Annotated in this window: 9 protein-coding genes; 3 read left to right on the plus strand and 6 right to left on the minus strand. The window is 63.4% G+C overall.

Annotated elements, in window-relative coordinates; translation table 11 throughout:
• The first annotated feature begins 2 nt into the window (after positions 1-2).
• On the plus strand, positions 3-1,778 hold the full coding sequence (locus MUY37_RS03170; RefSeq protein WP_499193961.1) for a DUF885 domain-containing protein: 1,776 nt from the start codon (positions 3-5) through the stop codon (positions 1,776-1,778).
• Positions 1,779-1,848: 70 nt separating this feature from the next.
• On the opposite strand, the gene MUY37_RS03175 is transcribed toward MUY37_RS03170, so the two are convergent.
• From MUY37_RS03175 to MUY37_RS03200, 6 genes are all read right to left on the minus strand, one after another.
• Entirely contained in the window at positions 1,849-3,906 is a 2,058-nt protein-coding gene (locus tag MUY37_RS03175; protein ID WP_499193962.1) for a S9 family peptidase, read from the minus strand.
• 53 nt (positions 3,907-3,959) lie between these two features.
• Positions 3,960-5,276, minus strand: a complete 1,317-nt coding sequence (locus MUY37_RS03180; protein WP_499193963.1) for a PepSY-associated TM helix domain-containing protein — start codon at positions 5,274-5,276, stop codon at positions 3,960-3,962.
• Positions 5,273-5,833 carry a hypothetical protein gene (locus MUY37_RS03185; protein WP_499193964.1) on the minus strand — a complete coding sequence of 187 codons (561 nt, stop codon included), beginning with the start codon at positions 5,831-5,833 and terminating at the stop codon, positions 5,273-5,275. Before MUY37_RS03185 ends, MUY37_RS03180 begins: the two co-directional genes overlap by 4 nt.
• A gap of 14 nt (positions 5,834-5,847) precedes the next feature.
• Positions 5,848-8,058: a TonB-dependent siderophore receptor gene (locus MUY37_RS03190; RefSeq protein WP_499193965.1), complete on the minus strand. Its 2,211-nt coding sequence runs from the start codon at positions 8,056-8,058 to the stop codon at positions 5,848-5,850.
• A gap of 172 nt (positions 8,059-8,230) precedes the next feature.
• Positions 8,231-9,226: a DUF6607 family protein gene (locus MUY37_RS03195; protein WP_499193966.1), complete on the minus strand. Its 996-nt coding sequence runs from the start codon at positions 9,224-9,226 to the stop codon at positions 8,231-8,233.
• Between the two features lie 14 nt (positions 9,227-9,240).
• Entirely contained in the window at positions 9,241-11,442 is a 2,202-nt protein-coding gene (locus tag MUY37_RS03200) for a TonB-dependent hemoglobin/transferrin/lactoferrin family receptor (RefSeq protein WP_499193967.1), read from the minus strand.
• A gap of 416 nt (positions 11,443-11,858) precedes the next feature.
• Here MUY37_RS03200 and thiC point away from each other — a divergent pair, with 416 nt between their 5' ends.
• A complete protein-coding gene (gene thiC, locus MUY37_RS03205; protein ID WP_499193968.1) occupies positions 11,859-13,772 on the plus strand; it encodes a phosphomethylpyrimidine synthase ThiC in 1,914 nt (637 codons plus the stop codon).
• 32 nt (positions 13,773-13,804) lie between these two features.
• Positions 13,805-15,076: a hypothetical protein gene (locus tag MUY37_RS03210; protein WP_499193969.1), complete on the plus strand. Its 1,272-nt coding sequence runs from the start codon at positions 13,805-13,807 to the stop codon at positions 15,074-15,076.
• Positions 15,077-15,079: the final 3 nt, after the last annotated feature.

Raw genomic sequence — 15,079 nt, forward strand, 5'->3', positions numbered from 1 at the left:
TCATGATGAACCGCACAGTTCTGCGCCTTGCCACTGCGCTGACGATATCGACCGCTAGTCTCGGAGCGCCGCTGGCCCATGCCTGCGATCCGATCGAGACCGCCGAGACCGAAAGCGAGCGCCTGCGCGCGCTGATGGCCAAGAGCGAGGCGGCCTATCTCGATCGCAACCCCGTCGCCGCTTTCTATCGCGGCGACTTCTCCGATGCGGGCAGCCTCGGCGATTTCTCGCCCGCATCCTACGAGACCGAGCGGGCGGCCGCCATGTGCGACATCGCCGCGCTGGGCACCATCGATCGCGCGGCGCTTACGGCGGGTGAGCAGATTGCCTACGATACGTTTCGCTATTCGAAGGAACGCGTTCTTGCGGGCACCGAACAGGACGTGCTCAGGACGATCCTCGCCCTCCCGCTCGACCATTTTCGCGGCATTCAGGGCGACTATCCCGGCTTCTCCGCACCTGATGGCATCATGCCGTTCAAAACCCCCGAGGACTACGCCAACAACATCGCGCGCCATGCGGCCTATTCCCACATGGTCGAAAACGTGGTCGCGCGTTTCGATACCGGAATCGAACAGGGGATCACGCTGCCGCGTCTGACGGTCGAACTGATGATCAAACAGCTCGACACGCAGCTCGCCGCGCCCGAAGGCGAAAATGCCTATTACGCGCCGCTCCGCCAGTTTCCCGAAGGTTTCACCGAGGCGCAGAAAGGCCGCGCACGTGCCGCATTGACGGCAGCGATCGAAGGGACGCTCTACCCCGCCATGCGCCGTCTGCGGGCCTATCTTTCCGAGACCTATCTGCCGCAAGCTCGCGATACCATCGGGGCGACCGAAGCCCCCGGGGGCGATGCCTATTACGCCTATCGCATCGAGGAGATGACCACGCTGTCCCTGACGGCCGAGGAGATTCACCGTCTCGGCCTTTCCGAAGTTGCCCGGATCAACAAGGCGCGCCAGCAGGCGATTGCCGAGCGTGGCGACCGCCGACCGCAGGTCTACAAGACCAAGGAAGCGTTGCAGGAAGCCTGGTACGAAGTGGGCAGGGAGGTGGATGCCGCGATCGGGCCGCTATTCCTGCGCCAGCCGCAAACGCCGCTCAGGATCGAGCCCTACGAACCCTATCGCGAACAGTTCTTCCTCGCCGCATCCTATCGCCCTGGCGAGGCCGATGGTTCGCGCCCCGGGACTTTCTATTTCAGCGGTTGGAACGCGGCCGAGCGCGAACTCAGCCCTTCGGTCCGGCTCTATATTCACGAGGGCAATCCCGGACATCACTTCCAGATCATGTTCGCGATCGAGGACGAGGGCTTGCCGGACCTGCTGCGCCACGGCTGGTATACCGCCTTTGGCGAGGGCTGGGCGCTCTATGCCGAAAGCCTGGGCTACGAGCTTGGCCTCTACGACGATCCGGTCGACCGTCTACAGGCGCTCGAAGATGGCGAATTGAAGCGTGCGGTGCGGCTGGTGGTCGATACCGGCATGCACGCGCTCGGCTGGACCCGCGAACAGGCGGTGGAATATATGGTCGAGAACGGCAATCCGCGTGACTATTCGGAAAACGAGGTCGCCCGCTACATCGCCATGCCGGGCCAGGCATTGGGCTACAAGATCGGTGAATTGAAGATCAAGGAATTGCGCGCGCGGGCCGAGACCGCGCTGGGCGAGGATTTCGACATTCGTGTGTTCCACGATGAGGTGCTGAACAGCGGAAACATCCCGCTTGCCGTCCTCGAAGCCAAGATCGACGACTGGATCGCCGCGGGCGGCAAATAGGCTTCGCTCCATGAAAAAGGGGCCGCGCGACGCAGTGTCGCGCGGCCCCTTTTCGTAAGCGCGTGAGCGATCAGTCCTCGCTCTTGGTCCCCGTCGTCCCGGCGGGAAGCGCGGGACGTTCGGGTGGCAGCGCAGCGTCGCGATCACCCGTCTTCAGATAGGTGTCGAACCAGCGCATCATGCGCAAATTGTAGTCGTAGCGCGCGGCGGCCTTGCGGTTGCCGTGACCTTCGCCCGGATAGAACACGAGCCGCACCGGCACGTCGGGCTTGCGGATCTTCATCGCGCGATAGAGCTCCAGGCTCTGGCCCGGATCGACACGCGTGTCATCTTCGCCATGCATGATCAGCAGCGGGGTGTTGGCCTTGTCGACATGGAAGATGGGGCTGACTTCGAGCATGGCCATCCAGTCGTCCCACGGCCACTTGCCGCTGTGGACATTGTACATTTCGTACGGAATGTCGCCCGTGCCGAACTTGCTGACCTGGTTCGAAATGCCGACGAACATCACGCCTGCCGCGAATTCCTCGCTCCAGCGGGTCGATGACCATGCGGTGGCATAGCCGCCATAGGAGCCGCCGGTTACGCCGGTGCGGTCGGGATCGGCGATCCCTTCGGCGACCAGCGCGCGCTTGGCATCGACCAGATCGGTGAACTCGGGGTCGGTGTAATTGCCGGTGTGCTGCTTCGAAAACGCCGTGCCGTAGCCGGTCGAGCCGCGATAGTTCGGCAGGAAAACGGCATAGCCCTGTCCGGCCGCGACATGGCCGGGCTTGGAATAGACGGTCTGCCAGCCATTGCTGTCATGAGCTTCCGGCCCGCCATGGACGTTGAGGATCAGCGGGGCGCCGCCTGCCGGGGCTCCGCCGACCGGCTCGATCAGCACGCCTTCGACTTCCTGCCCGTCGCGTGCTGTGTAGCGGAAGGTGCGCTGCTCGCCGAAATCGATCTCGCTCAGCCAGGGGTTGTGGCTGGTCCAACGGGTGAGGTTGTCGCCATCAAGGCGGAACAGCTCGGTCGGGTGCCGGGGCGCGTTCGCCTCGACCGCGATTACCGAACCGGCGGTTTCGACATTGGTGATGATCAGCGCGCCCGGGTCGATCTCGCGTTGGAGCGAGCCGTCGGCATTGTGGATGCGCAGAACGCTCTGCGCGCCAACATGCACCGCGGCGACCAGACGCCCGTCATCCATATATTCGACATCGACCACCGCTTCGGGCGCACCCGCATTATGCGCGGTGACCGTGCCGGTCGCGGTATCGACGAAATGGATTGTGGTCGCCGCCGGATCGTTCATGTCCACCGCCGCGATCAGCGCCAGCTGGCTGGCGTCGGGCGAGATCTCGACATCGTCGATTTTGCCCGGCGTGTTGATGACCATCCGTACATCGCCCGAGGCCATGTCGAGGATGTTGACCTTCTTGTTGACGTATTCGTCGTCGATCTGCGTGGTCGGCGCGGTTTCGATCACGCCGATACGCGCATCATCCGCGATCTGGAACGAGGTGACATAGCCCGGCACGGTCACCTGCTGCGGCTCGGCATCCAGTTCGCCGCCGATGCGCGCGCGGAACAGGCGATTGAGCTGCTGCTCTTCCTCGTAGACGACCGAATTGAAGCCCGCCTTGTTCTGCTTGGTGCGGTCCTTGTCTTCCTCGGCCGCGACCAGCAGGTGCATGTGGCTGCCATCGGGCGACCAGGCATAGGAGCGCACCGCGGCACCCTTAACATGGGCTAGCTTGCGCTGCGCACCGCCATCGACGGGGATACCCCATACGGCGGTCTTCTCGTCCTTGCCGTCGGCCCACAGGAAGCTGACCACGCGGCCGTCGGGCGAGAATTGCACGCCGCTGACATTCATGTCGTCGGGGAGGAACTCGCGCGCATTGCCTGGGCCGTAGGCCATCGACAGTTGCTGCGTCGTGGTTCCATTCTCTTCGCCCTCGGTCACGTCGGGCAGGCTGGCGGTGGTATAGGCGATGCGGCTGCCATCGGGCGAGACGGCGATGGTTCCGACCGCTTCGATCTTGGCGACGTCCTCGGGGGTCATCGGTCGGGCCTGCGCCTGAGCGGCGATCGAGGCGGTGGCGAGCAGGGCGGCGGCGGTCAGCGGCGCGCGAAGTTTCATAGCGGTCGGATCCTCTCCAAAGGGATTGCTGGGGCCGCTATAGCGAAGCAGCGCTAGGGGGCAAATCCCGGGGTCGCAGAAGCCGGACCGCGCGCACCGGCCCGCCGGGACCGATGCACTGCGGCGGCTGTGATGGCGAGCGTCACGATCCAGAAGATGGCCACGAAGGGCGCCTCGTTGCCCCAGGTCAGGCGCGCGATCAGCGTGGTGACGATGGCTACGGGTACGCCGATCGTGATGCCCCACCAGCCAGCGCGGATGGTGCGGCGCGGGCGGCCCTTGCGCGCCTGCTTGTCGAGCCAGATGAAGGTTCCCGTGGCGACCACGGCGCTCAGCGCGATGCCGAACAGGATATAGGCGATCATGACCGGCAGGCCGCCGTAATTGCCGAAATGGAGATTGTAGATCGACGCGGCGAATTGCTGGCCCAAGGTGCCGTCGGCAAGGCCGGTCGTTCCGCGAAACGTGCCATCGGATGCGAAGGCGTAATATTCGCCGAAGATCAGCCGCCGGTCGTGCTCACCGATGATCTGGATATGCTGGCCGCGTGTTCCGGGGTCGTGGAGAATGAGATAGGATACCCGCACGGCCGGATATTCACGCGCCATATAGCGCAGCACCGGCGCGACCCGGGGCAGCGGGGCGGGGGTGTCGTCGGCTTCGGGTTCGGCCCCGAACACGGGGGCGAGCGCGGCATCGCCATCGCCGCCATAAGCGATCTGGGCAAGGCTGGAGCCCGAGATGTAGAACAGACCGATCATCGCGCCGGTCAGCGCCATCGCCAGCGCGAAGGGCAGTGTCCACACCGCCAGCCGGTTGTGCCAGTCCAGCGTGGCGACATCGTCTCGCCGCCGCGCGCGCAGCCGGAACGCGTCGCGGAAGATGCGCGGATGGGCCACTATTCCCGAAACCGCGAGCGCGACGATCATCGCGCCGAACAGGCCGACTAGCGTCATGCCCCAGACCGGCGGCAGGTTGAGCCGGTAATGCAGCGCAAGCAGGAATTCGGCCCAGGCATTTTCTTCCGGCACCACGATCGCCCCCTTGCCATCGACATGCACCGCCTGCGTATCGGTGGTGACGGTGGTGCGCGGCAGCGCGTCGGTGGGCATGTGGACGAACAGATGGGTGGTCGGTTCGCGATCCGCTTCGGAGGCGACGACATTGGCGATCGCAGCATCGACCGCCGATGGAGCGATCGCCTGCATTTCGGGCGCGCCCGGTTGTTCGAGCCTCTGCCATTCCTCGTACAGCACGATCGCCGTTCCGGTGACGCAGATGAGATAAAGCAGCGCGCAGCATATCAGACCGATGGCCGAGTGCGCCGCCACGCCCCGCCGCACGGTGTCCTTGGCGAAGAGCGGTTTCACGGCTGACCTCCTAAGGCGAACAGGGGCAGCGATACGGCAGCAAATGTGGCGATGAGCATGGTGATCTGCCGCCCCCTCCCGCGAGCCATCAGCACGGCGAAGGCCAGCAGCGGCCACACCAGTGGGACGAGCGCGAGGACCATGACATTGGCATCGGCCTCTGCCGACCGCCAGCCGACCGCCAGACTGCGTGCTGCCAGCGCAGCAGCCACCGCCACCGCCAGCGCGACCGGGCCGGCCAGGAGGAAGGTTGCTCCCCCGCGAGCCCAGTCTCCCCGTCCGCCCGTGGCTATCGCTCTGATCGGTGCGGGCGTGCGGCGTACCGAGCGCGGCTGTTCCAGTGCGGCCCGGGCAATGAACAGCGCCGCGGTTCCCATGGCGAAAAGTGCGTCGACAGCCACACCCCACGCCCCCTCGGCCATTCCGGCCAGCAGGCTGCCGCCGGCCAGCATCCCCCAGCCCAGCGTATTGAGCCGGGCGGATCGCGCGGCGCGGCTCCACGACAGCCGCAATATGGTAACGCCGCCGGGGGTGAGCGCGCAGCCGAGCCACAACATGGCGTCGCCCGGCATCAGAAGCTGCCCCGCAGGGTAAGCGTGTAATTGCGCGGGGCCGCGTAATAGGCCTGCTCCCAATAGAGGCTGGCGAGATGTTTCTTGTCGGTCACATTGGCGACATTCGCTTGCAGTTCGAGCGAGTCCGTAAGCTGGAAACCGGCCTGCAACTGCACTGTCGCATAGGCATCCTCTTCGATCCGCCCGACCGCTGTGTCGAGATAGACATCGTCCTGCCAGCCGAGGATCGCGCCGAGCGAAAGGCGCTCGGTCGGCTGCCAGCGCAGGGCGATGTCCGCCGTGGTCCGCGGCACATAGGTGCGGACCTCATTACCCTGATCGTCTTCCAGCGAGAGATGCGTGATGCCCGCCTGGATCAGCAGCCCTTCGGCGATACGGCCGGTTATCTCGGCCTCCACGCCTTTGCTGACCACCTCGATCCCGGTGTAGAGTGTCAGCCCCGATGCCGGATCGAAGCCGGCGGATTCGGCGATATTCGATTGTTCGGCGCGAAACACTGCCAGCGTGCCGAGCAACGCGCCATCGGCTGTCTGCGCCTTGAGGCCCGCTTCCATGCTCTCCCCCTTCGCCGCGCCCAACGGCGTGAGGTCGGTGCCGGTTTCACTCTGGGGCAGGAAGATATCCGAATAGCTGGCATAGAGTTTGACCCCGTCGATCGCCTCGAAGGTCAGCCCGGCAAATGGGCTGAGCGCCTTTTCGCTGCGCCCGAAATCGGCGCCGAAACTGAAGCCTTCCGATTGGACATCGATGTAATTCGCCCCGCCGATCAGGCTCAGCCGGTCGCTCAGCGCCAGCCGGGTCGCGGCATAGGTGCGCCACATGCGGTAATCGAAATCGGCTTGTACCGCAGGGGCATCGTAGGCGGGGCGTCCGACTTCGCGCCCGGTCCAGTCGGGCAGGGCGGGCAAGGCGCCCCAGGCGGGATCGCTGCGGGGCACCGAGCGGCCGAGATAGTCGAAATCCGTGTCGCTGTACTGGATGCCCACACTCACATCGTGCTCGCGCCCGAAGGCCGCGAAAGTGCCGCTCAGTTCGGTGTCGGAAATCCATCCCTTGGTGTCGAAATCGTACGCACCGGGAAAGCCGAACAGGCCGAGGCCGCTATCGGGATCGGGCGTGCCATAGACGTAGAATATCTCCGACAGGCTGCCGATCTCCTGGCGGGTCAGGACGGTGCGCAGCGTCCAGTCACTCGCAAGGTCCCATGCCAGCTCGGCAAAGGCGCGGCTATTGGTCGTGTTCCAGAAGGTCCAGTCCTGCGTGGTCGAGGTTCCTACCGGGAAATCGGTCGGCGTGCCGTCGGTATAGAGCAGCGGCAGCGCACCCCACAGGACGTCGTCGGCTTCGTTGAGCTGATGCGAATAGCCGAGGGCGAGCGAGAGGTCGGGCGTGATTTCGCCCGCCAGGATCACCTGACCGGCATAACGGGTGGATGTATAGTCGCGCAGATAGGAATCCCCGCTAGTGACTGCCCCCGTCGCGCGCAGGCCCCAGTCGCCGTTTTCCGTCATCGCGAGGTCGAGATCGGCCTCGGCGCGCGCGGTATTCCACGATCCGAAGCTCATCGCCGCCGACCCGCCGGTTTCGCCCGTTGGCCTGCGGCGCACGAAATTGATCGTGCCCGCCGGATTGCCGATGCCCGACAGCAGCGCATTGGCGCCGCGCACCACCTCGATGCGGCTGTAGAATACCGTGTCGAGCGAACCGCCGGTCGGGCCATAGACATTCGGCGTGGCCAGGCCGTCGACCATCAGCCAGCTAATGTCGAAGCCGCGCGCGGTGTAATAGGTGCGGTCGGTTTCGACCTGCTCGACCTGGATGCCGGGGACCACGGCCAGCGCATCGTTGATCTCGTCGAAGCCGAAATCCTCGATCAGATCCTCGCCCAGCACGGAAACCGATTGCGGCGTATCGACCACTTCCAGCGGGAGCTTGGTCGCGCTGCGCGGGGCATCCTCCACGCGATCACCCCAGACGACGATACGCGGTGCGTCTTCCGCGCTATCCACCGTGTCATCGGCATGGGCCGGGGCGCTGACCGCGACGAGGGATGCCAATGCCAACGCAGCACCCGATAAGCCGTGGCGCATGGTCGATCCCCGCAGTGGCCTCGGGCCATCGGGCAGCACACTATGCTGTGCGCCGGTGGCGAGCCCCGCCATCGCTTGAAAGCGGTTGCTCTTCACTGCCTTATACGGCTGTCTCATTGAGTTGCTGACCTTTCTACAGTCGAAATTGGGAATGCGTCGCATGTGCAGTGCTGCCTCGGAGCCGGGCAGGCGGACGCGGGATATTCGTGGGTGGAGGCGGGGTTGGGGGCGGGTGCTTTCGCGGGGACGGGTGCGATCTTGATGCACCCGCCCACAGTTCCTCGATCGCTCAGCTTTGCGACGTGTGCGATGCGATCAGGCCGCGCGCCTTGGCGATTGCTTCGGCCTGATCGAGCTCTCCCGCCAGGATCGCATCGCCCAATTGCAGCAGTTCTCCGCTGATTACTGTGCCCGTCTGCGCCTCTTCCTCGATCGCGATCCCGCCATTGGCATCGGCGATCCGAGTCCACTGGTCGCGTACGGCCGCCCAATATTCGCTGGTGGCCGCCCAGTATCGATCCGCCGCTGCCGTGTCGTAGCCATCGAAGCGGGCATAGGTGTTGAGAACATATTCCTGCACCACCGGCTGGTGCTTCCCCTCGACCAGCTCCATTTTGGTGTTGTCCTGCCAGTGGATCCAGCCATCGGGGGTAAGCTGGTGGCGGTTGATCGCGGTATAGAGGTCATAGACCGGATCGCGCACCGCATCCCTGCGGGCGAGCGGGCGCTGCGTCCAGTTGCTGCGCCAGCGGCGGATGCCATTGGTGGTTTCCCACTGACCCCATCCGGCATAGCGCGGGCTGTCATCGACCTGGTACACGGTCTGCGACCAGCGTCCCCTGCGCATCGGTTCGGGCACATCCGACCATACCCAGCGGTTCGGGCCTTGATAGGTCAAAATGCGTTCGGGTTCATATTCCCAGTCCTGCCGCCAGTGCTTGATGACGAAGGCATCCTGGCCCGAGCCCACCACCAGCAGGTGCTGCAGCACGATCCGCGTGCCTGTATCCTCGATCACCCGCACCGATTCATGACCGCCCGAAATCTTGCGCTCCAGCGGTTCGTAGCCTTCGCGCCAGGGCGTCGATTCCTGCATGTCGAAACGAACCTTATAGTCGCCTGCCATCGCCAGGATATTTGCGCGATCCTGCTCGAAGACGGCGGCTTCGGCTGCTTCGCCGCGCTCCTTCACAGGGGCGTCCGCCAATGCCGGACCGACCGGCAGCGCCAGGGTGAAAAGGGCCGTGCCGATCAGCGCGGCGGAAGTGTATCTGCGGATATTCATGATGCTGTCCTCCATCAGAACGTAAAGCTGGCCGACACGCTGAAATTGCGTCCGGGTCGGGTATATGCCTCGGTCACCCTGCTGGCGGCCGACAGCCCGCGCACGTCGGACCAATAGGCATAGGTTTCGTCGGTCAGGTTGAAGATGCCGCCGCGCAGCTTGATCCGCTCGGTTACGGAGAACCAGGCGAGCAGGTCGAGCACGACGAAGGAATCGGGCCGGAAGCATTCGGTGCTGCACACACCGGCGGTATCTTCGAGCGATTTGCGGGCATTATAGATCGCCGACAGTTCGGTGCCGAACCGGCCTTCGGGATCACGATATCCCGCGCCGACCACCAGGCTGAAAGGATCGATCGTGCCCAGCGGCTGTCCTGCCGCCCCGGGGGTACGCCTGTCGCCATCCGCATAAGCTGCGGCGAGGCGTCCGAAAATCCCGTTGTCGAGGTCGAACGATGCGCGGGCCTCGACCCCTTCGATCCGCGCGCTGTCGATATTGACGAACTGGTATTGCGCCGGATCTGCAGGCGTGAAGGAGCCACCGACCACCTCCTGGCTGATGAAGTCGTCGTAGTCGGCGCGGAAGGCGCTGGCCGACAGCGTCACGTTATCGCCGATAAAGCGCAGTCCGGCCTCGTAGCTCTCGCTACGTTCCGGCCCGAGGTCGGGATTGGGCAGCGACGTATAGCCGAAGGCCAGGTTTTCGAAGAAATTGTTCACCTGGCTGGGTGTCGGCGCGCGAAACCCGGTGCCGAAATTGGCGAAGAACAGAACAGTGTCCGACAGGTCCACCGTCAGGCCGATCTTGGGAGATAGGCGGCTGTCGCTCTGGCCCTTGCCGGCAAAGTTCGGCAGCAGCGGGTCCTCCGTCGGGTCGAGCTCGTAGAAATCGAAGCGCAGCGCGGGAAAGAGCGTCACTCTCCCGTCGAACAGGGCGATCTCGTCGGCCAGGAAGATCCCGCCCAACATGAAATCGGTGGCGGGAAAGGCGCGCGTGGGAAAACTCTCGCCAAAGGATGGCTCCACCCCGTCGCGAAGCCCCTCCTGCCGCGTCCATGATATGTCCCCGCCGAAGGCCAGCACATGATCGGCCGATCCGGTGGCGAAGGTGGAGCGCGCTTCGGCCACCGCGCCGTACACCTCGTTCTCGAACGTGTTCAGGCGCTCGCGATCGGGGCGGGGTCGGGGGCCGACGGGGGAACGGTCCTCGTCGGTGAACTGCACGTCTTCGCCATCCTGATAATACAGCGCCAGATGCGCATATTTGAGCGTGCCTTCGCCTTCCCAGGTCCAGTCGATGGAGGTGCGGATGCGCTCGGCAGTGTCACGTGCTGTAAGCGCGTCGACGATCCAGCTCGGCGTGGGGCCGAACAGGAAGGCCGGGCCCTGGCCCGTCAGCACGTCGCTGGTCAGCTTGCTCTCGTAATATTCGCCGGTCAGGCGCAGCCGGTGGCCGCCATCGGCCCAGACCAGCTTGCCGAGCAGGGCGTTGGAATGGCCATTTTGCGGGTTGGGCAGCGTGCGGGTTTCGCCGATACCGCCCACCGTGCCTCTATTGTCGAGCTCCTGAAAATCCCGCCGACTATAGGCGATCATGCCCGACAGCGCGCCGCTACTGGCGGCCAAGGCCAGCGTTTCGGCGAACTCTTCGTCGGCCGTCTGATATTGCGCGGTCGCGAAACCGCCAAAGCTCTCGCCCTCGGCTATCAGGTCCGCCGGATCACGGGTAGTGAAGCTGACCGCCCCGGCCAGCCCGTCGCTGCCATAGAGCGCGGATGCCGGGCCGCGCAGGATCTCGACTGATTTGATCAGCGAAATGTCCGAATAGCCGCCGCGCCCGGCATCCTGCGCGCCGAAGCCGAAACCCTGGGGGCTGCGGATTCCATCGACCTGGATCAGCACCCGATTGCCGCCGATGCCGCGGATCGCGATATCCTCGTTACGTGCGCGGCCCGTGGCGCCCAGCGCCGCCCCGAAGCGGGCCGGGGCGCGGCGGACGGTGACGCCGGGTTCGTAACGCACCAGGTCCTTGATATCGGTCGCGTGCATGTCGGCGATCTCTTCCGCATCGATCACCGTGACCGTGGCCGGAGCCTCGATTTCGGCCACCGGAATGCGCGTGGCGGTCACCGTGATCGTGCGATCCTGCGACGCCTCCTCGGCGGTTTCGCTCTCCTCGGCAGCTTGCGCTTGCGGTGCGAGCAGGGCGAAAGCCATGGCCAGCGATGCGCAGGCTGGCCGCGCCGCGCGAAGTGACGGGGCCGCGCGTCCAGTGCCTGTCTGCCGATATGTTCGCCCAAGCCCGAACGCCTGCTTGTGATCCTTCATGAGTTCCGCCCATCCATCATTTACTGAGAATGATTCGCAATTGCAGAATAGCGGAACCGGCGTCAACCTATTTTGCAAATGAGTCGCAATCGCACTCAAAATCGGGTTCGACTGCGATGGACACGCGGCACCAAACCGCCTAAAGACGCTCTATCCCCGGGGAGCCAGCAGAGCCTTTGCGCTTTGGGCTGAGAGGGGCAGGTTGCGCTGCCCGACCCGTCGAACCTGAACCGATTAGCATCGGCGGAGGGAGTGGACCGGGTCAGGCCCGCAATCCGCTCTCCCGCCACGAGGAGAGAACTCGCATGGCCGACATCAACAGCAAATTCGACATCGGTGTTACCACCGGGCCGATCCGGGGCAGCCGCAAGGTGCACATCGGCGCGAAGTCGGGCAGCGGCGTGCGCGTCGCCATGCGCGAGATCGACCTCGAGGGCGGCGAATTGCCTGTGCGCGTCTACGACACTTCCGGCCCCTATACCGACCCCGATGCGACCATCGATATCAACAAGGGCCTACCCCAGCTACGCCGCGAATGGATCATGGCGCGCGGCGATGTCGAGGAATACGATGCGCGCGAGGTGAAGCCGGAAGATAACGGCCAGCTCGGCCCCGACCGTTCGGGCGGTGTCCCTGCCTATCCCAATGTGGTCCAGCGCCCGCTGCGCGCCAAGCCCGGCCAAAACGTCAGCCAGATGCACTATGCGAGGGCCGGCATCATCACGCCTGAGATGGAATATGTGGCGGAACGCGAGAACCTCGGCCGCGAAATGCTGCGCGACGAGGCCGCGCGTCTCACCGCACGTAACGATGGCCAGCCCTGGGGCGCAGAGCTGCCCGATTATGTCACCCCCGAATTCGTCCGCGACGAGGTCGCCCGCGGCCGCGCGATCATCCCCTCCAACATCAACCACCCCGAAACCGAGCCCATGGCGATCGGGCGCAATTTCCTCGTCAAGATCAACGCCAATATCGGCAATTCCGCCGTTGCATCGGACGTGGCGAGCGAGGTCGACAAGATGGTCTGGTCGATCCGCTGGGGCGCGGACACCGTCATGGACCTTTCCACCGGCCGCAACATCCACGACACGCGCGAATGGATAATCCGCAATTCGCCCGTCCCCATCGGTACCGTGCCGATCTACCAGGCGCTGGAAAAGGTCGGCGGCATTGCCGAGGACCTGACATGGGAAATCTTCCGCGACACGCTGATCGAGCAGGCCGAACAGGGCGTCGACTATTTCACCATCCACGCCGGCGTGCGCCTCCCCTATGTCCCGATGACCGCGAAGCGCGTCACCGGCATCGTGTCACGCGGCGGAAGTATCATGGCGAAATGGTGCCTCGCGCATCACAAGGAGAGCTTCCTCTACGAGCGCTTCGACGAGATCACCGAGATCATGAAGGCCTACGACATCGCCTATTCGCTGGGCGACGGCCTGCGCCCCGGCTCCATCGCCGACGCCAATGACGAAGCCCAGTTCGCGGAGCTCTATACCCTGGGCGAACTCACCAAGCGCGCCTGGGAGCAGGATGTGCAGGTGATGATCGAAGGCCCCGGCCACGTGCCGATGCACAAGATCAAGGAGAATATGGACAAGCAGCTGGAAGCCTGCGGCGAAGCGCCCTTCTATACGCTCGGCCCCCTCGTCACCGATATCGCGCCGGGATACGACCACATCACCAGCGGCATCGGCGCGGCGCAGATCGGCTGGTACGGCACCGCCATGCTCTGCTACGTCACGCCCAAGGAACACCTCGGCCTGCCCGACCGCGACGATGTGAAAGTGGGCGTGGTGACCTACAAGCTCGCCGCCCACGCCGCCGACCTCGCCAAGGGCCACCCGGCCGCCAAGGTCCGCGACGACGCATTGAGCAAAGCCCGCTTCGAGTTCCGCTGGCGCGACCAGTTCAACCTCAGCCTCGACCCCGACACGGCCGAGCAATACCACGACCAGACCCTCCCCGCAGAAGGCGCCAAGACCGCCCACTTCTGCAGCATGTGCGGGCCCAAGTTCTGCTCGATGAAGATCACGCAGGAAGTGCGGGACTTTGCGGCGAAGCAAAATTCGGACAGCTATTTGGCGAGCGAAAACATCAAGCGCGAGACCTCAGCCGAGGAGGCCGAGCAAGCGCGCGAGGGGATGGAGGAGATGAGCAAGGTGTACCGGGAGAAGGGTGAGAAGTTGTATTTGCCGGAGGGGGACACTCCCGAGTGAGCACTCCTCCTGCGTCGATCACTCATGAGGCGATGAGACTTATCTTCGCTTCCATGAGTGCGGTCGGACCAGGCTCTCAAGTGTCATTCATAATTCAGAAGCCCGGACAAATTGGAATGGGCGGGCTTGGGACAGAAGTCTTCTTTAGATCTCCTGAAATATTGGAGGCTGCGTTCTTCCTCCGAAGAGAAGGTGCGTCCTTTTTGCGCGACGTTTCAATGTCGTTCATACAATCAGAAATAAAAAATTTCGTCACGCAGAACTATTTTCGGATTATTGACCACGCATTCTCAAATGATGATCGCACATACGATAAATTCGTAACAGGAAGCCAATTGAAAAACATGGCGGATGCCCTTGCTTTATCGCGCTTGTTTACGCCACCTGCCTCGTTGCACCTTTTCCCTCTCGTGACAGTAGAAGTAAGAGAGCCACTTAAAGGTTCGGTGGCGAGCCTATGGAGCGCCGACCAACTTGCGGATGAGTTTGCTTCCGAGTCAAGATTCTCGGGCTTAGATGCAAGGTTCTTCCCGCCATTGTCCGAAAAACGTCCGCTGCAGCACCGGCCACTGAGCTGGTTGGGCGTGCGCTCACCGGCCAAGGAGGCTTCAAGAAAAGCTCGAAATGCGCTGCTAGGAGCAGTCCAGCTAAAGGTCTCGCATAGATACCGCTACCTTTGGACCGGACGGGAAGTGTTTGGTGGGTGGTGCGAGATTGATGGTGGCAGAGTCACATATTCGCTTTCCGATAAGTTAACCCCCTCGCTTTCCAATGACATTATTCTCACCGAGCAAGACGAGGCGTGGTTCAGAGAATTGGATAGAATGCTTCCGTCCCCGCAATCCGCAGACATTCGTGCGAGGAAAGGTCTAGAGTATTATTATCGTTCTTGGTTCCTGCCGGAGAGCGATCGCTTTCCAGTTTTGTGTATGGCACTCGATGCACTCTACGGGGATGTTGCCGCTGCCACACAGTCGCTCATCAAGGGCATTCAAGATACGCTCTTGGCGCCTGCAGATGAGACGCGCCTGCGTCTGATGATCAAGCTGAGAGCGTCAGTTATACATGGCGGTGCGCCAGACGTGTACGAATCATCCAAGTATGAGAAATATTATCGGGATTATGGTGTTAACCCGATAAAGGACATGGAGGTTCTCGTTGCTGAGTGCTTCCGTCGAAAGGTCTTCGACGGTTCGATTGAGGCAAACGTTGATCCATATGCCGATGTTATTAAAGCAGAACAAGAAGCTGGCCGGTTTCCGCTCAATCTGCATGACGATCTGATTGTGGCGGGCGGAAGTTGAAGA

It is taken from the genome of Qipengyuania sp. ABI-127-1 (assembly GCA_022953095.1).
Lineage (GTDB): Bacteria > Pseudomonadota > Alphaproteobacteria > Sphingomonadales > Sphingomonadaceae > Qipengyuania.